The sequence below is a fragment of the Pseudomonas baetica genome, from assembly GCF_002813455.1.
Lineage (GTDB): Bacteria > Pseudomonadota > Gammaproteobacteria > Pseudomonadales > Pseudomonadaceae > Aquipseudomonas > Aquipseudomonas baetica.
Genome location: NZ_PHHE01000001.1, coordinates 2,783,348 through 2,801,585 on the forward strand (window position 1 = coordinate 2,783,348; position 18,238 = coordinate 2,801,585).

15 protein-coding genes and 1 riboswitch are annotated in these 18,238 nt (G+C 60.9%); of the genes, 2 read left to right on the plus strand and 13 right to left on the minus strand.

The genetic code is table 11. The features are described from left to right. Positions 1-314: 314 nt before the first annotated feature. The 9 genes from ATI02_RS12640 to ATI02_RS12680 form a co-directional block, all read right to left on the minus strand. On the minus strand, positions 315-1,025 hold the full coding sequence (locus tag ATI02_RS12640) for a PqiC family protein (protein WP_100846438.1): 711 nt from the start codon (positions 1,023-1,025) through the stop codon (positions 315-317). A 176-nt stretch (positions 1,026-1,201) separates the two neighbouring features. After that, a complete protein-coding gene (gene parC / locus ATI02_RS12645; RefSeq protein WP_095187353.1) occupies positions 1,202-3,466 on the minus strand; it encodes a DNA topoisomerase IV subunit A in 2,265 nt (754 codons plus the stop codon). A 7-nt stretch (positions 3,467-3,473) separates the two neighbouring features. Further along, entirely contained in the window at positions 3,474-3,998 is a 525-nt protein-coding gene (locus ATI02_RS12650; protein ID WP_095187354.1) for a retropepsin-like aspartic protease family protein, read from the minus strand. Further along, complete coding sequence (locus ATI02_RS12655) at positions 3,995-4,984, minus strand: esterase-like activity of phytase family protein (protein WP_095187355.1); 990 nt, start codon at positions 4,982-4,984, stop codon at positions 3,995-3,997. The genes ATI02_RS12650 and ATI02_RS12655 overlap by 4 nt, the downstream gene beginning before the upstream one ends. Continuing rightward, positions 4,984-6,891, minus strand: coding sequence for a DNA topoisomerase IV subunit B (parE, locus tag ATI02_RS12660; protein ID WP_095047278.1), 1,908 nt, complete (start codon positions 6,889-6,891; stop codon positions 4,984-4,986). Before parE ends, ATI02_RS12655 begins: the two co-directional genes overlap by 1 nt. Positions 6,892-6,932: 41 nt before the next feature. Beyond that, positions 6,933-7,541, minus strand: a complete 609-nt coding sequence (locus ATI02_RS12665) for a YqiA/YcfP family alpha/beta fold hydrolase (protein ID WP_095187356.1) — start codon at positions 7,539-7,541, stop codon at positions 6,933-6,935. A 157-nt stretch (positions 7,542-7,698) separates the two neighbouring features. Beyond that, positions 7,699-8,514 (minus strand): 3',5'-cyclic-AMP phosphodiesterase, encoded by an 816-nt coding sequence (cpdA, locus tag ATI02_RS12670; protein ID WP_100848459.1) that lies wholly within the window; start codon positions 8,512-8,514, stop codon positions 7,699-7,701. A 99-nt stretch (positions 8,515-8,613) separates the two neighbouring features. Continuing rightward, positions 8,614-9,066 carry a DUF1249 domain-containing protein gene (locus tag ATI02_RS12675; RefSeq protein WP_095187357.1) on the minus strand — a complete coding sequence of 151 codons (453 nt, stop codon included), beginning with the start codon at positions 9,064-9,066 and terminating at the stop codon, positions 8,614-8,616. After that, positions 9,057-9,674 (minus strand): NUDIX domain-containing protein, encoded by a 618-nt coding sequence (locus ATI02_RS12680; protein ID WP_095187479.1) that lies wholly within the window; start codon positions 9,672-9,674, stop codon positions 9,057-9,059. The genes ATI02_RS12675 and ATI02_RS12680 overlap by 10 nt, the downstream gene beginning before the upstream one ends. 228 nt (positions 9,675-9,902) lie before the next feature. On the opposite strand from ATI02_RS12680, the gene ATI02_RS12685 reads away from it, so the two are divergent. Next, the gene (locus tag ATI02_RS12685) at positions 9,903-10,649 is read left to right on the plus strand and encodes an RsiV family protein (protein ID WP_100846439.1); all 747 of its coding nucleotides are present in this window, start codon (positions 9,903-9,905) and stop codon (positions 10,647-10,649) included. Here ATI02_RS12685 and cytX read toward each other — a convergent pair. Together cytX and thiC are read right to left on the minus strand one after the other, a co-directional pair. Then, complete coding sequence (gene cytX / locus ATI02_RS12690) at positions 10,618-11,910, minus strand: putative hydroxymethylpyrimidine transporter CytX (protein WP_100846440.1); 1,293 nt, start codon at positions 11,908-11,910, stop codon at positions 10,618-10,620. The genes ATI02_RS12685 and cytX overlap by 32 nt on opposite strands. A gap of 178 nt (positions 11,911-12,088) precedes the next feature. Beyond that, positions 12,089-13,981 (minus strand): phosphomethylpyrimidine synthase ThiC, encoded by a 1,893-nt coding sequence (gene thiC, locus ATI02_RS12695; RefSeq protein ID WP_100846441.1) that lies wholly within the window; start codon positions 13,979-13,981, stop codon positions 12,089-12,091. Positions 13,982-14,127: 146 nt separating this feature from the next. Continuing rightward, a riboswitch (TPP riboswitch) is annotated at positions 14,128-14,233 on the minus strand. A gap of 204 nt (positions 14,234-14,437) precedes the next feature. Between thiC and ATI02_RS12700 the strand changes: the two genes are divergently transcribed. Then, entirely contained in the window at positions 14,438-15,871 is a 1,434-nt protein-coding gene (locus tag ATI02_RS12700; RefSeq protein WP_100846442.1) for a TolC family outer membrane protein, read from the plus strand. An 84-nt stretch (positions 15,872-15,955) separates the two neighbouring features. Here the strand turns inward: ATI02_RS12700 and waaA are convergent, their stop codons facing one another. Together waaA and ATI02_RS12710 are read right to left on the minus strand one after the other, a co-directional pair. Continuing rightward, positions 15,956-17,230 (minus strand): lipid IV(A) 3-deoxy-D-manno-octulosonic acid transferase, encoded by a 1,275-nt coding sequence (gene waaA, locus ATI02_RS12705; protein ID WP_100846443.1) that lies wholly within the window; start codon positions 17,228-17,230, stop codon positions 15,956-15,958. 11 nt (positions 17,231-17,241) lie between these two features. Then, the gene (locus ATI02_RS12710; RefSeq protein WP_100846444.1) at positions 17,242-18,138 is read right to left on the minus strand and encodes a LysR family transcriptional regulator; all 897 of its coding nucleotides are present in this window, start codon (positions 18,136-18,138) and stop codon (positions 17,242-17,244) included. Positions 18,139-18,238 lie beyond the last annotated feature (100 nt).

Consider the following 18,238-nt stretch of genomic DNA (forward strand, 5'->3'; position numbering starts at 1 on the left):
AGCCCAGATGCACAGAAGCCCGCAGACGAGCGATTGTCTGCGGGCTTTTTTGTGGCGTGCTGAAAAGATCGTTGCCTTCGGCAGCTACAGTGAATCGTCGTAACGCCCCTGTATCTTGTGGCGTCTGTTCTGGCCTCTTCGCGGGCAAGCCCGCTCCCACAGGGATTTGAGGTACTCACACGATTCGTGCAGCACTCCATGAACCTGTGGGAGCGGGCTTGCTCGCGAAGGCGCCAGCGCTGGCGACAAGGATCTCCAGCCCCAGACACAACAAAGCCCGCACAAGGCGGGCTTTGTCTTGACTCAAACCAGACTCAGAAGCGGAACACTTCCATATCCGTGCGAATCGGTGAGGCCATCGGGATCTTCGGCTGCTTCTCGGCTTCCACCGCCGGCGCTGCCGGCTTCGGTGCCGCTTTACGCGGCGCTTCGGCGACCGGAGGCTGATTGGCCAACGGCTTGAGCGCTACCGACAGCTGCTCGGCCAGACGCTGCAACAAAATCCCCTGTGCTTTAACCTGCGAAGCCGTACTACCGGCATGCAGCTCCTGCAGATGCACGATGCGGTTATCGCGCACCCGACCACGACGGTCGATCAAGCGCCATTGCGCATCAAGAATCGCCGGCTGTTTTTCGCCAGAGTCCAGACGCGTGATGGTCAGTAATACCTGCACATCCGGGGTAAACCCGCCTGTGGCTGGCGACAGCACGACACGTTGGCTGTCGAGATGACCGGCGACCTGACGCATCAGCAACTGATCGATATCCGACGAAAGGCTGCCCGCCCAACGACCATCGGTCGCCGCTTGCAGGCTACCGTCGGGTTGACGTTGCAGCAAGGTTTCACGTTGCAGGTAATCGGCCAACACAACCGGACCCAACAAAACCGCCATGCCCGCGCTTTGCGCAGGCTGAACCGGACTTCCGCTGTCCAGCTGATACAGCGACACCGGCTGGTGAACGCTGCAACCCGCCAGGCCCAAAACGCCGGCGAGCAGGAAAATAAGGGGGCGCAGAGCAGTCATCATCCCGTCCAAGTGGCCGCCACAAGGCTGACCACAGTGAAAATACTCAATAAATATGAAGAACGCTCGGCCACGCCGGCGCTTGAAAGGCCATATCATCCGTGAATATGCGTTCCGACTCCAGCGCCAAAGCGTCGATCTACGCGTTAAATCGTGGATCGACGCCTCTAGGACGCCTAATTGAGGTTTTCGACGAGCAGCGCATCCACTCTCTGGAAGCCCCTTGGAAGCTTGTTGCCGCGCCGCCCACGCTCACCTTTGTAGTGTTCGAGGTCGTCGGCCTTCAGCGACAAGGTACGTTTCCCGGCCTGCAACACCAGAGTGGCGCCTTCCGGAAGTACGGCGATGTCCGTGACATATTCTTCGCGACTGGCCACACGCTCACCGGAAATACCGATGATCTTGTTGCCTTTGCCCTTCCCTAATTGTGGCAGATCGCTGATTTTGAAGATCAGCAGGCGACCTTCGGTCGTGACCGAGGCCAGCCAGTTCTGCTCACGATCGGCCACTGGACGCGGGGCGATAACCTTGGCGTTGTTCGGCAGGCTCAACAGGGCCTTACCCGCCTTGTTCTTGGCTTGCAGGTCTTCGCCTTTGACCACGAAGCCGTAACCGGCGTCGGAAGCGATCACGTACAACGCGTCGTCTTCCGGCATCAGCACGCATTCGAACGATGCGCCCGGTGGCGGCGTCAGACGGCCGGTCAACGGTTCACCCTGGCCACGCGCCGAGGGCAGCGTATGCGCGGCGACCGAATAGCTGCGGCCGGTGGAGTCAATCACCACGGCAGACTGGTTGGAACGCCCCGCCGCCGAGGTTTTGAAGCCGTCGCCGGCCTTGTACGACAGGCCCGTGGCGTCGATATCGTGCCCTTTGGCGGAACGTATCCAGCCTTTTTCCGACAGTACGACAGTCACTTTTTCGTTCGGCAGCAGATCGTGTTCGGTCAGCGCCTTGGCTTCGGCGCGCTCGACGATTGGCGAGCGGCGGTCGTCGCCATAGGTTTCGGCGTCTTTGATCAGCTCGGTGCGCACCAGTTTCTTCAGCTTGGCTTCGCTACCCAGCAGGGCTTGCAGCTTGGCTTGTTCCTTGAGCAGTTCGTCCTGCTCGTCGCGCAGCTTCATCTCTTCCAGTCGCGCCAACTGACGCAGACGAGTATCGAGAATGTAGTCGGCCTGAATCTCGCTGAGGGCGAAACGCTCGATCAGCTTGGCTTTCGGGTGTTCCTCGGTGCGGATGATGTGGATCACTTCATCGAGGTTGAGGTAGGCGATCAGCAAACCGTCCAACAGGTGCAGGCGACGCTCGACTTTGTCGAGGCGGAATTGCAGGCGCCGACGCACAGTCAGCACGCGGAATTCCAGCCATTCAACGAGCAACGCGCGCAGGTTTTTCAGCTGTGGTTTGCCGTCCAGACCGATGATGTTGACGTTGACCCGGTAAGTCGACTCCAGCTCGGTACTGGCGAACAGGTGCTGCATCAGCGCTTCGTGATCGACGCGGCTGTTGACCGGGATGATCACGATGCGGCATGGGTTTTCGTGGTCGGATTCGTCACGCAGGTCGGCGATCTGCGGGGCTTTCGACGGCTTGGCCTGCATCAGTGCGGCGATCTGCTCCAGCACTTTGGCCCCGGAGACCTGGTGCGGCAGCGCGGTGACGATGATGTCGCCATCCTCGACGTGGTACACGGCGCGCATGCGCACCGAGCCCTTGCCGGTTTCGTACATTTTCAGCAGGTCGGCGCGCGGCGTGATGATTTCCGCTTCGGTCGGATAGTCCGGGCCCTGAATGTGCTCGCAGAGCTGTTCAACGGTGGCCTTCGGCTCATCGAGCAGGCGCACGCAAGCGGTGGCGACTTCGCGCAGGTTGTGCGGCGGTACGTCGGTGGCCATGCCCACGGCGATACCGGTGGTGCCGTTGAGCAGAATGTTCGGCAGGCGCGCCGGCAACACCAGCGGCTCCTGCAGGGTGCCGTCGAAGTTCGGACCCCAGTCGGCCGTGCCCTGGCCCAGTTCGCTGAGCAGCACTTCGGAATAACGCGACAGGCGTGCTTCGGTGTAACGCATGGCGGCGAAGGACTTGGGATCGTCCGGCGCACCCCAGTTACCCTGGCCATCGACCAGCGTGTAGCGATAGCTGAATGGCTGGGCCATCAGCACCATCGCTTCGTAACAGGCCGAATCGCCGTGCGGGTGGAACTTACCGAGCACGTCACCGACGGTACGCGCCGATTTCTTGTGCTTGGAATCAGCGTCCAGCCCTAGTTCGCTCATGGCGTAGACGATACGCCGCTGTACCGGTTTCAGGCCGTCGCCGATATGCGGCAGAGCACGGTCCATGATCACGTACATGGAGTAATTGAGGTAGGCACTTTCGGTGAAGTCAGCCAGCGAGCGGCGTTCTACACCGTCCAGGCTAAGATCAAGGGGGTTGCTCATGCAGGCCTCATCGGTTCGTTGTCTGGCGCAGCAGCATGGTGCCACCGCGCTGAGTAAATTCAAGTTTGTTCAGGGCGCTCATGCCAAGCAGCACCTGATCGCCATGCAACCCCGGCGCCACCAGTGCGCGGACATCCCGCAGCACGATGTCGCCCAGTTGCAGGCGGGCAATTTTTGTCCGGTAGCCCTGGCTCAGGCCATTGGCCGTGCTCAGAGTCACACCGAAACCTTCTTCGAGCTTCAAGCGTTTGGCCAGATCCGCCGGGATCGCCACATCGGTCGCGCCGGTGTCGAGCATGAACTCCACCGGCTCACCGTTGATCTGGCCGCTGGCGACAAAATGCCCCTGGGCATTGCTCGCCAGCTTCACTTCAATAAAGCCTTCGCCCTGTTCCGAACTGACGACGACGTTCGGATTCTGCTGGCGCTGTTCCCACTGGCCGAAAAACCGCGTGGCCAGAAACAGCGCCGCGCACCACGCCACAATCATCAGCACACGCCCGGCGCGTTTGCCCGGCGGGTGCTGGCTCATGGTTTGGCGCTCCATCCACCTTCAGGTGCGGCGAAACGCCAGACGATCGGGCGTTTTTCGCCGTCGGCACGGGCACCGTCGTTGTTGTCGAGGCCGATCCAGGCACCGTCGGCGTCCACCACCAGCGCTTCCGCCAGACCAAAGGCCTGCGAGTAACGTCGCAGCGGCTGCAAGGCTTCCTCGGCGAACGACCAGCAACGCTCGACCTTGGCCGTCACTGCATCGCGGCGGCAGAGTTGGTACGCGTTGCGCTCCAGCGTGAACAGTTTGCCGTTGAACAACGACAGGTCGGCGAAGTCGCGCGTCACCACCCGGGCTTTGGGAAACTGCGGCGGCTGCATCTCCACCCCGGCTTCGCTAAGCAGCACACAGCCGCCATCGCAATCCCAGACCGTTTGCTGGCGCTTGATTTTCAGCAGCCCACGCCGTTCGCGCTCGGCGGCCAGCCATATTTCATCGCCCGCCGGGTTGATCGTCAGGCCTTCGAACAAAGCGTTGAAGTTCAGCAGCATGCCGCTGGCCCGTGCTTCACGAACCAGCATCGGCGAAATTTTCAGCCACGACGCAGTGCCTTCCGGCGACACCTGTAACACGGCTGCATGGGCTTCGCTGACGATGTAGCGATTGCCGGCGTTGTCGCAGGTGATACCTTCGAAATCCAGATCGCCGCCACGAACGAACGATGCCGCCCAGGTGCGCATTCTCAACCCCCAAGGCAATCCGCTGTCTGGCAACGATGGCACGTCGACACGCACGGTTTCAGCCTGCCAGACCTGATCGGCGGTATTGAGACGGTAGATCTGGTCATCGTCCCGGTCAGAGACCGTCCACAAATCCTTACCGCACACCGCCAGCCCAGACAGGTTACCGCCGCGTAGGCCGTCAACCGGATGCTCGGCCAGTAACTTCAGCTCCGGTACAGGCTCCGCCGACACCGTCATCGCACTCAGTAGCAACGCACTCGCCAAGACCCAACCGAACCGCATCAAGCCAGCACCTCGGCGAGGTTGCCTTTGGATTCGAGCCAGGTCTTGCGGTCACCGGCGCGTTTCTTCGCCAGCAACATGTCCATCATTTCCGAGGTCTCGGCAAAATCTTCGCCCAGCGTCAGTTGCACCAGACGCCGGGTGTTCGGGTCCATGGTGGTTTCACGCAGCTGCGGCGGGTTCATTTCACCCAGACCTTTGAATCGGGTGACCTGCGGCTTGCCGCGTTTCTTCTCGGCCACCAGACGATCGAGAATGCCATCGCGCTCGGCTTCGTCGAGGGCGTAGTAAATCTCTTTGCCCAAGTCGATGCGGTACAGCGGCGGCATCGCGACGTAGACGTGACCGGCATCCACCAGCGGGCGGAAATGCTGGACGAACAAGGCGCAGAGCAATGTCGCGATGTGCAGCCCGTCGGAGTCGGCGTCGGCGAGGATGCAGATCTTGCCGTAGCGCAGTTGGCTCATGTCCGCCGCGCCCGGATCGACACCGATGGCCACGGCAATGTTGTGCACTTCCTGGCTGGCCAACACTTCGCTGCCGTCGACTTCCCAGGTGTTGAGGATCTTGCCGCGCAACGGCAGGATCGCCTGGAATTCCTTGTCCCGCGCTTGTTTGGCGGAACCGCCGGCGGAATCACCTTCGACCAGAAACAGTTCGGAACGCATCGGGTCCTGCCCGGCGCAGTCGGCCAGTTTGCCCGGCAGTGCCGGCCCCTGGGTGACGCGTTTGCGCTCGACTTTCTTGCTCGCCTTGAGGCGACGGCCGGCGTTATTGATCGCCAGCTCCGCCAGCGCCAGACCGGTTTCCGGGTTGGCATTGAGCCACAGGCTGAACGCATCCTTGACTACGCCGGAAACGAATGCCGCCGCTTCACGGGACGACAGACGCTCTTTGGTCTGGCCGGAGAATTGCGGCTCCTGCATTTTCATCGACAGGACGAAGGCGATACGTTCCCAGACGTCTTCCGGCGCCAGCTTCACGCCGCGTGGCAGCAGGCTGCGGAATTCGCAGAACTCGCGCATGGCGTCGAGCAAGCCCTGACGCAAGCCGTTGACGTGGGTACCGCCCTGGGCCGTCGGGATGAGGTTGACGTAGCTTTCCTGCACCGCGTCGCCACCTTCCGGCAGCCACAGCAGCGCCCAGTCGACCGCTTCTTTGTTACCGGCGAAAGCACCGCAAAACGGCTCGTCCGGCAGGCGCTCGAATTCGCTGACCGCGTCGACCAGATAAGAGCGCAGGCCGTCTTCGTAATGCCATTCGACTTTCTCGCCGGTGCCTTTGTCTTCGAAACTGACCAGCAGCCCCGGGCACAGCACAGCCTTGGCCTTGAGCACGTGCTTGAGGCGACTGATGGAGAATTTTGGCGAATCGAAATACTTCGGATCCGGCGCGAAATACACGCTGGTGCCGGTGTTGCGCTTGCCGACCGTGCCGACGATTTCCAGCTCAGAGGCTTTAAAGCCGTCGTTGAAGGTCATCTGGTATTCGTTGCCGTCACGCTTTACACGCACCCGGACTTCGGTCGACAAGGCGTTGACCACAGAAATACCCACCCCGTGCAGACCGCCGGAGAACTGGTAGTTCTTGTTGGAAAACTTGCCGCCCGCATGGAGCTTGGTGAGGATCAGCTCGACGCCTGAAACACCCTCTTCCGGGTGGATGTCGACCGGCATGCCACGGCCGTCATCGCTGACTTCCAGGGAATGGTCGGCGTGCAGGATGACCTGCACCGATTTGGCGTGGCCAGCCAAGGCTTCGTCGACACTGTTGTCGATGACTTCCTGGGCCAGGTGGTTCGGCCGACTGGTGTCGGTGTACATGCCGGGGCGTTTGCGCACCGGGTCGAGGCCCGAGAGGACTTCGATGGCGTCGGCGTTATAAGAGCTAGCGCTGGGAGTGGCCATAGGGTCTCGTCGTCAGTCATTCATGAAATAGGGGCAAGACTTCACAGTGCGGTGAAATCGATTGCCTGATACACATCGGCGCCAATGCCGGCAAAACTCAACAACGCCGGCAATTGCCCGGTAAAACCTTGAAAACTGTGGTCGCCGCCGGCCTGAATGCGCAAGGCACAGGCCCGGTAATACTGCTGGGCGAGGCGATAGTCCAGTGTTTCATCGCCGGTCTGCAACCAGACCTGATAACGCTGCGCGTCCTGGGGCGCCGGCACTTCCAGCTCGGCCAAGGCCGTTACGTGGTCGTGGGTCAATTCCCAGGTTTCATCGGTGTACAGGTTTTTCTGCGTGCCCAGATAACCGTCGAACATCCGATGCGGACTGACGGCCGGGTTGACCAGCAGGGCTTTCAGGCCATGGCGGTCGGCCAGGTGAGTCGCATAGTAGCCGCCGAGTGAGCTTCCCACCAGCAGCGGTCGGCCCAGCTCGGCAATCGCCTGCTCCAACTGACCGATGGCTTCACGCGGACGATGATGCAGGGCCGGGACACGCAATTGATCGCTCAAGCCCAGCCGCTCCATCACCGCGACCAGCTGACAGGCCTTTTTCGAGGCCGGGGCGCTGTTGAAACCGTGGATATAGAGGATCGAACCGGACATTTGAGCTCCCTGGGTGTCGGCGAAAGATAGCGGAGTTTACAGGGAGTCAGGGAGATCGTGGGTGTTTGTAAGGACGCCTTCGCGAGCAAGCCCGCTCCCACTTTGGAATGCGTCCCCCTGTGGGAGCGGGCTTGCTCGCGAAGAGGCCCGATGGGGCTCAGTAACCGTCAGAACCGTAATCAACGGTAAAAGCAAAACCGGTAACCCGCTCCACGCCAGTTTCCAACCGCCCATCCGGCAACAGCCGCAACCAGCGATACCCGGGCGCCTGTTCGCCGACCTTGAAGTCTTCACTGTCTGGCTCGAACTGAATGCAGGTCGACGGCGATGCCATCAACCGCACGCCATTGCGTTCGCGATCAATCTCCTGATGCACATGGCCCCACAACACCGCGCGAGCCTGTGGAAAACGATCCAGCACTTCGAAAAACGCTTCTGGATTGCGCAGGCCGATCGGCGCCATCCACCCGCACCCGATCGGCACCGGATGATGGTGAAAGCACACCAGATGATGACGCTCCGGTGCTTCGCTCAGCGAACGCGCCAGCAGTTGCAGTTGATCGTCCTGCAAATACCCCGGCACCGAACCCGGCACCGCCGAGTCGAGCAAGGTCACGCGCCAATTGCCGATATCGACCACTGACTCCAGCAGCGCACTCTGCACCGCCGCTTGCGCCATGATCTGCGGTTCGTCGTGATTGCCGGGAATCCAGCGCGCCGGTGCATCGATCTGCGCGGTCATTTGGCGAAACAGCTGATAAGACTCAAGAGTGCCGTCTTGGGAAATATCGCCGGTAGCCAGAATCAGATCGATCCTCGGTTGTTGCTCCTGCACCCGCTCGATGACTTTTTGCAGGCTCTGGCGGGTGTTCATGCCCAGCAGTGTGCCGTCCGCCTCGGCGAACAAATGGCTGTCGGACAACTGCACCAGCAATGCCGGATCGGCGGTGGTCAACGTGGATACGCTCGGCAAGGCGTTCTCCCAAGGCAAAAGCACGGAATCGTTCAAGTGCCGCAATTATGCTGGGGGATCACTGAAAGGGGAAACCTGCGAACCGGACGCAGTTCACAACTAGCGTACGACTTCGTACTCGTGCCCCAGCGCCAGACAATGACTCAGCCATTCCCCCAGGAACAGATTGAGCTGAGCTTTTTCATCGGGCTGATGCATCGCGGCGTTCGGGTAAGGATAGATGCCACGAAAGCGTCGTGCATGTTCGGCGCTGATCACCTCGGCCATGCGCGCGTCGTGATAGACCTGCACTTCCAGTTGCGGCACCGGCAGCCACGGCAGACTGTGTTCCTGACGCACTTGCAAGGTGGTGGTGTACGGGCAGGTTTGCAGCACTTCGAGGGCCAGCACGCCGAGCATCTGCTCGCCTTGGGTCACGGCGATGCGCCGCGCCTCAGGCTCGTTACGCATGTCCGGCAACAGTCGCATCAGGCGCGCGTAGTTGGCCTCGCAGGCAGCTTGCAGCCCCACGAGGTCGACTCGATAACGATCGCGCAGCTTGTTTACGACCATAGCCCCCTCACTTCGGCGCGGTTAAGCGCCAGCCACTGCAAAGCGATGATGCTTGCCGCATTGGCAATGCGTCCGTCACGGACGGCCTGCAAGGCATCTTCGAAGGCCCAGACCGTAACGCGGATATCTTCGGCCTCTTCTTCAAGGCCATGCAAACCGCCGACGCCATCAGTGCTGCAACGCCCCAGATACAAATGCACGAATTCGTTGCTGCCACCCGGCGACGGGAAATATTTGGTCATCGGCCACAGGGCCTTGATGTCCAGCCCAGCTTCCTCCTGCGCCTCGCGGTGAGCAACTTCTTCCGGCTGCTCATCCTTGTCGATCAGACCGGCGACCAGTTCCACCAGCCACGGGTTATCAGTCTTGCCCATGGCGCCGACGCGAAACTGCTCGATCAGCACCACTTCATCGCGCTGCGGATCGTAGGGCAGCATGCACACCGCGTCGTGGCGCACGAAGACTTCACGGTTGATTTCGCGACTCATGCCGCCGGCGAACAGCTCATGGCGCAGGTGCAGACGGTCGAGCTTGTAAAAGCCCTCGTAGCATCGTTCGCGTCGCACGATCTCGACGGTGGTTGGCGTGGCGTTGGCAAAGTCAGTCATGAGCATCCTCGTTTACTGCAAATCCATTACGAGGTTCCATTGTGTTACTTGCAACCTCGACTTCGCGCCATCCTAACGCGCCCGCACCGTCTGATGCAGCCCCTTTACCGTCAGCGGGATGGACGGTGAAGGCGAAACCCACTCTAATTAGCTTAGTGGCGAACTGACCGCTTCCGCGAGAGTCGAAGCGATATCTTTTTGCCTTCCCCTGTTTCAGAAAGGACGCCCATGTCGCTTTTCAAAATTGCCTCCGTGGCCGCCATCGCCCTGACCCTGGGCGCGTGCGCCAGCCTGTTTCAACCCAACTACCGCACCCCGCTGGAAACCACCCGCGATGCCTCGGAACAGCTGAAACCCGGCTGCTCCAACCCTGACTGCCCACTGGTGAACATCGACACCCTGCGCTTCCCGGCCGAACCTGCCCTGGACGGCATCATCGAAAAACGCCTGCTGCAAATGACCCGCACCGAGCCGAGCGCGCCAGTGGCGCCGACCCTGGCGGCCTATCGCGAGCAGTTTCTGGCGAATGCCGGCCCGCGCAACAGCAGCTATCTGCAAGCCAAAGTACGCGAGCAGCATGACGGCTTGGTGATCATCGAGTTGTCGAGCTACCTCGACACCGGCGGCGCCCATGGCACCCCGGGTCGCGGTTTCATCAATTATTCGCGCCAGCAGCACAAAGTGCTGAACCTGTCGGACATGCTGATGCCGGGTCAGGAAGACGCCTTCTGGAAGGCTGCGCAGGTTGCGCATAACAGCTGGCTGATCAGCACCAAGCTCGATCAGGAAGCGGAATTCGTGTCGAGTTGGCCGTTCAAGAAAACCCCGCACGTGGCACTGACTTACGGCGGCGTGATCCTCAAGTACGAGGTGAGCACCATCGCGCCTTACGCGCTGGGCCACGTCGAACTGAAGATCCCTTATCCGCGTCTGAACGGCATTCTCAAGCCCGAGCTGTTTCCCGGCCGTAACTGAAGGCCCGGCCGAGCACTAGCTGTAACAGCCCTGCCAGCACCAGCGCCGGCAGGGTTGCGCCGACATCCGGATACAGATTCGCCAGCAAGTGATAGGTGCTGATACCCCCCAGCCAGGCCAACAGCGCCGGCCAGCGCAAGGCGGCTGAAGCGACCTGAGCACTGCGCTTGCGCAGGATGAAGTGATCCACCAGCACCACGCCGAACAGCGGCGCAAACACCGAACCGATCAACAGCAGGAAATTCTGATACTGCGCCAATGGCGCCAACAGTGCGATCAGCGTGCAGATCACGCCGATGGCCAAGGCCAGATGCTCGACTTTCAGGCGCAACAGAATCCCGCTGGAGACCGCCGCCGAGTGAATGTCGGCAAAAGCGTTTTCCGACTCATCCAGCAGAATCAACAGCAGCGGAATGCCCAGACCGGCACCGGCCAGTGCCAGCAGCAGCGCATTGACTTCACCGCTCGGCGCGAACGCCAGGGTGTAGGCCACGCCAAGGCTCATGAGCCAGAAGTTGCCGATGAAAAAGCCGATGGCAGTGCCGCCGAAAACATTCTTCGCCCGTTTGCCGAAACGCGAGTAGTCGGCAATCAGCGGCAGCCACGACAGCGGCATCGCAATCGCAATGTCGAAGCCCACGGCGAACGGCATCGAACCGTCACCGGCACGCGACCAGAGATCGGCCAGATCGGCTTTGGCGAACAGGTTCCAGGTCAGCCAGAGGCACGCCGCCAGTAACAGCCAGATGCCCCACTTGCGCAGGATCTGCCGCACGAAGGTCAGCGGCCCACTCACGGCAAGCAAGGTTGCCAATGCGCCGAAAAACAGCGTCCATAAAACTGGATTCGACCACAGCGAACCTTCGCTGAACGCGCGGGTACCGAGCAGGCTGGCCGCATCGCGCATGACGATGATTTCGAACGAGCCCCAACCGATCAGTTGCAGCAAGTTGAGTAGCGCCGGCAGGCTTGCGCCTTTGCTGCCGAGGCTGAGTTTGAGCGCAGCCATCGACGACAGGCCGGTGTCGCTGCCAATCACGCCAACAGCGGCCAGCAGCAGAACGCCGACCAGCGTGCCGAGGAAAATCGCCAGCAGCGAGCCAGACAGGCCGAGACCCGGCGCAAGCAACGCGCCGGTCTGCAGCACCATCAGGCCAATGCCGAGGGAGAACCACAGGGAAAACAGATCGCGACCGCCGAACACACGCTTGTCGGCGGGTACGGCGAGGTCGGGGGAGTAGGTGCCGGGTTGAATGCTCAAGGGTGTTATCTCGGAGGAGTATTTTTGTCATTGAGATTTCTGGTGCCTGTTCTGAAGCCTTCGCGAGCAAGCCCGCTCCCACATTTTGAACCGGTTCCTTCAGGAGGAATGCGATCAAATGTGGGAGCGGGCTTGCTCGCGAAGAGGCCATCACAGGCACCATCAATTTCAGGTCAGATCAAACCTTCTTGTACAGCTGACTGCCTTCCTTCTTGAACCGCTCGGCCTGTTCCGCCAGGCCTTGGGCAACGTCCACGTCGACCGCTTCGATCCGCTGGTTGGCCGCGTATTCGCGGACTTCCTGAGTGATCTTCATCGAGCAGAATTTCGGCCCGCACATCGAACAGAAATGCGCGACCTTGGCCGAGTCCTTCGGCAGGGTTTCATCGTGATACGAACGGGCGGTGTCCGGGTCCAGACCGAGGTTGAACTGGTCTTCCCAGCGGAACTCGAACCGCGCCTTGCTCAAGGCGTTGTCGCGGATCTGTGCGCCCGGATGTCCTTTGGCCAAGTCCGCTGCGTGGGCGGCGATCTTGTAAGTGATGATCCCGGTCTTCACGTCATCCTTGTTCGGCAGGCCCAAGTGTTCCTTCGGCGTCACGTAGCAAAGCATCGCGCAACCGAACCAGCCGATCATCGCCGCACCGATGCCGGAGGTGATGTGGTCATAGCCCGGGGCGATGTCGGTGGTCAGTGGGCCGAGGGTGTAGAACGGCGCCTCGTCGCAGCACTCGAGCTGCTTATCCATGTTCTCTTTGATCAACTGCATCGGCACATGGCCCGGGCCTTCGATCATGCACTGCACATCGTGCTTCCAGGCGATCTTGGTCAGCTCGCCGAGGGTCTCCAGTTCGCCGAATTGCGCTTCGTCGTTGGCGTCGGCAATCGAGCCAGGACGCAGGCCGTCGCCCAGCGAGAAGCTGACGTCGTAGGCCTTCATGATTTCGCAGATTTCGTCGAAGTGGGTGTAGAGGAAGTTCTCTTTGTGGTGCGCCAGGCACCACTTGGCCATGATCGAACCGCCACGGGAAACGATACCGGTCACGCGTTTGGCGGTCAGCGGCACGTAGCGCAACAGCACGCCGGCGTGGATGGTGAAGTAGTCGACGCCCTGCTCCGCCTGCTCGATCAGCGTGTCGCGAAACAGCTCCCAGGTCAGGTCTTCGGCGACACCGTTAACTTTTTCCAGCGCCTGATAGATCGGCACGGTGCCGATCGGTACTGGCGAGTTACGAATGATCCATTCGCGGGTTTCGTGGATGTGTTTACCGGTGGACAAGTCCATCACGGTGTCCGAACCCCAGCGAATGCCCCAGGTCAGTTTCGCCACTTCTTCTTCGATGGACGAACCCAGGGCGCTGTTGCCGATGTTGCCGTTGATCTTCACCAGGAAGTTACGGCCGATGATCATCGGTTCCAGTTCGACGTGGTTGATGTTGGCCGGAATGATCGCGCGACCGCGGGCGATTTCTTCGCGGACGAATTCAGCGGTGATTTCTTTCGGGATGCTCGCGCCGAAGCTGTGGCCGGCGTGTTGCTGCGTCAACAGGCCAGCGGCGCGGGCCTCTTGCAGCTTCATGTTTTCGCGGATGGCGACGTATTCCATCTCGGCGGTGATGATGCCTTGGCGCGCGTAGTGCATCTGGCTGACGTTGGCCCCGGCCTTGGCGCGGCGCGGGTTGTTGACGTGGGCGAAACGCAGTTTGGTCAGCTCTGGATCAGCGAGGCGTTCCTGGCCGAAATTCGAACTCAGGCCCGGCAGGCGCTCGGTGTCGCCACGGTCATCAATCCACGCCGAACGCACATCCCCCAGGCCTTTACGTACGTCGATCACCACGTTCGGATCGGTGTACGGACCCGAGGTGTCGTAGACAGTGACCGGCGCGTTGATTTCGCCGCCGAAGTCGGTCGGGGTCACATCGAGGGTGATTTCGCGCATCGGCACGCGGATGTCCGGGCGCGAGCCCTGAACGTAGACTTTTTGCGAACGGGTGAACGGCTTGACCGATTGCTCATCGACCTTGGCCGAGTCACTCAGGTTGATCGCGTTTTTTGATTTTGTAGTCGTCATCACGGGCTCTCCAGACAGCATCCAGGCAGTGGATTGTCGGAGCAGAACCTGAAAGGCACGGACGCACCAGGACTGGTGCTGTGCATCGTCGTCGAGCGTTCGATTGTCGAACAATTTCCCGGACGAAGCACAAGAGGACTCGCCGGGTGACGAGAAATCTTGTTCCCTACGCAGGCGCTAACCTGATCAGGTTCAACGGGATCCGAAATTATTCGATCTCAGCCTCATAGCAAGGCACCCCGACAAGAACCCGGCCAGTCTAGACACAACCGGCAAAGAACGCCAACACCGCGGCAAACACCATGATGAATGGCGCAATTGGCAGGACTTGCAGGATTGTTGCCGCCCGATTGCCCAACTACACTCGCTACGCCATGCTGCGCCTTGACGCAGCATGGGCCGCGCCTTACCTTTGGCGCCCGGATTATTTCCATAATATTTGCTAGGGATCGCCTCATGCTGCGCAAACTTTCACTGGCTCTTGCCGTGTCTTGTGCGTCCAACGCAATGGCCTGGGCAGCAGAAGCGCCCTTGTCGAGCAAAACCGATCTGGTCAGCGTCTATCAGGAAGCGGTCGACAACAATGCCGATCTGGCCGCCGCCCGCGCGCAGTACGGTGCCCAGAAAGAAGTGGTGCCGCAGGCTCGCGCCGGATTGCTGCCGAACCTGTCTGGCGGCGCCGAAATCGCCGACGTGCGCACCTCGATCGACCAGCCTTCGGCCATCGCCAACCGTAGCGCCCATTCTTATCAAGCGACCCTGGCGCAGCCGTTGTTCCGCGCCGATCGCTGGTTCCAGTACCAGGCCGCCAAGGACGTCAACGAACAGGCAGCGCTGCAACTGTCCGCCACCGAGCAGAACCTGATCCTGCAATCGGCCGAAAGCTACTTCAACGTGCTGCGCAGCCAGGACACCCTGGCCTCGACCAAGGCTGAAGAAGCGGCGTTCAAGCGCCAGCTCGACCAGTCCAACGAGCGCTTTGATGTCGGCCTCTCGGACAAGACCGACGTGCTGCAATCGCAAGCCAGCTACGACACCGCGCGGGCCAACCGGATCGTCGCACAGCGTCAGGTCGATGATGCGTTCGAAGCGCTGATCACCCTGACCAACCGTCAGTACAACTCGATTCAGGGCATCGTCCACACGCTGCCAATCCTGCCGCCAGCGCCAAACGACGCCAAGGCCTGGGTCGACACCGCGGCGAAACAGAACCTCAATCTGCTGGCCAGCAACTACGCCGTCAGTTCGGCCGAACAGACGCTCAAGCAACGCAAGGCCGGCCACCTGCCGACCCTCGACGCCGTCGCGAAGTATGAGAAAGGTGACAACGACGCCCTCGGCTTCGCCAACCCGAACGCCTTCGGCACGCCCTACCGTGGCAACGTCGAACAGAGCACGCTGGGGCTGCAACTGAACATCCCGATCTACAGCGGCGGGCTGACCAGCTCGCAAGTGCGTCAGTCTTATGAGCAACTGAATCAGAGCGAACAGCAGCGCGAATCCCTGCGTCGGCAGATCGTCGAGAGCACCCGCAACCTGCACCGCGCGGTGAACACCGACGTCGAGCAGGTACAGGCGCGCCGTCAGTCGATCATCTCCAACCAGAGCGCGGTGGAAGCCACGGAAATCGGCTATCAGGTGGGCACACGCAACATCGTCGACGTGCTCGACGCACAGCGTCAGCTGTACACCTCGGTGCGCAACTACAACAACACCCGCTACGACTATATCCTCGACAACCTGCGCTTGAAGCAGGCGGCGGGCACGTTGAACCCGGGTGACTTGCAGGACCTGACGCGCTACCTGAAAGCCGACTACAACCCGGACAAGGACTTCTTGCCACCGGATCTGGCCAAGGCTGCCGAAGCGCAACTCAAGGCCCGCCCTTAAAAGCGAAAGATCGCAGCCTTCGGCAGCGCCTACATTGGAATGCATTTCCATGCAGGCGCTGCCGAAGACTGCGATCTTTTTGCTTTATTTGATCAGTCGGCCCAAGCCATCCAGCAAACGCTGCAACGCGCCCTGATTGCGGCGCATCACCGCCAGCCCGGCATCAGCCATACGCTGTGCATCCCGTGGCAATTCGAACAAACGCTGCACTTCCACTGCCAGCCCTTCGGCATCATCCACTTCGGCCAGCGCGCCGGCCTCGCGTAATTGCGCGGCGATGTCGAGGAAGTTGAACAGGTGCGGGCCGCTGATTACCGGTTTCGCCAAGGCTGCCGGCTCCAGCAGGTTGTGCCCGCCGTTCGGCACCAGGCTGCCGCCGACAAAGGCGCTGTCGGCCAGGGCATAAAGAAACAGCAACTCGCCCATGGTGTCGCCGAGCAGTACCGATGTTTCGCCCTCAACGTTAGCCCCGGTCGAACGGCGCACGGTGGCGAAACCTTCACGCTGGCACATTTCGAACACCGAGTTGAACCGCTCCGGGTGACGCGGCACCAGAATCAGCAGCGCGTTGGGATAGTTGGCCAGCAAACGCCGATGAGCGTTCAAGACCACTTCGTCCTCGCCTTCGTGAGTGCTGGCGGCGATCCACACCGGACGTTCCAGCGCTTGCCACTGGCCGCGCAATTGGGCGGCGCGTTGCAGCAGTTGCGGGTCGATGGTCAGGTCGAACTTGATCGAACCAGTGACTTCGACTGTTTCTGGTCGCGCGCCCAAATCGCGGAAACGCTGCGCTTCAGCTTCGGTCTGGACGGCAAAAAAACTCACCTCGGCGAGCATCGGCGCGGTCAGTTTGCTGAAGCGCCCGTAGCCCTTGGCTGAGCGCTCGGACAAACGCCCGTTGGCCAGCGCCACCGGGATTGCGCGCTTGGCGCATTGATGAATATGGTTGGGCCATAGCTCGGTTTCCATGATCACGGCCAATTTCGGTTGCACGCGATCAAGAAAACGCGCCGCTGCACACGGCAAGTCGTACGGCAGGTAGCAATGCTGGATGCGCGGTTCGTTGGCGAACAGTGCCTGAATCCGCTCCGAACCGGTCGGGGTCATGCAGGTCACGGTGATCGGAAGCGTTGGATAACGTTGCAACAAGGCACGAATCATCGGCGCCGCGGCAATGCTTTCGCCCACTGACACCGCGTGCACCCAGATGCCGCCGGGGTGCAACGTCGGCATGCCATAAGTGAAACGTTCGCCAATCCGTTTGGCATACGCCGGCGCCTTGCGCGAGCGCAGCCATAGCCGAATCGCCACCAATGGCAGCCCCAGGTAAAACAGCGCGGTGTAGAGAGTTCTATTCATGGCGGCGGAGTTTATCGACTTTTGCCGTCGATCGCCTGCAAGTGCACGGCAAAACGTTCGGCCAGCCAGCGGGCGGCCGGACCGAGCGGCTCGTCGCGGCGCCAGACCAGTTCCACCACCAGCGCCGGCGGCGTCCATTCGCTGTCCAGTTCGGCCATCAAGCCCTGATACGCCGAATACTGCACCACGTGCCGAGGCAACCACGCCCAGCCAAGATCTCGCACCAGCCATTCGGCCATCACGTAGAAACTGTCGGCGCGCCATACCTGCGGGCTTGCCGGTTCGTTGCCGGGATAAACGCTGGTTTGCGTCGACATCAGCAATTGCCGGTGTTGCGCCAGTTGCTGGCAGGTGACGTAAGACTGCGTCGCCAACGGATGATTGATCCCACAGACCGTAACCATTTCAACGCTGCCCAGCACCCGGCGCTCCAGCGCCTCGGGGATTTCGTCGTGATAGAACAGCAGCCCTAGATCGGCGCGGCGCTCGACCAGTTTGCGTGAAACTTCGCCTTGGGCGGCGCTGGTCAGTTGAACTTCCAGGCTGGGAAACTGCTCGGCCAGCGCGCCGAAACTTTCCACCAGCGCCTGATACGGCATCGCCTCGTCCTGCGCCACGCGCAGTTGTGCTTCCTGGCCGCGCATCATCGCCATCGCCCGTCCGTTCAGGCGCTCGCATTGGCGCAAGACTTCCCGCGCCTCTTCCAGCAGTGCCGCGCCCGCTTCAGTCAGGCTCGGCTGCCGCCCGCTGCTACGCTGGAACAGGCTGACGCCCAGATCGTCTTCGAGCATGGCGATGGCACTGCTGATTGCCGATTGTGCTTTGCGCTGCTGCCGGGCGACGGCGGAAAACGAGCGCTGTTCGGCAACGTCGACGAAGACCCGTAGCTGATCAAGATTCCACTGCATGCTGGCTCATCAACCCATCTTCAAAACAGATAGGTAATGACTTTACCCCATCTGGCGAATCTCTAAAATGCCGTCTCTGCAAGCAACGTTTTACATGAGG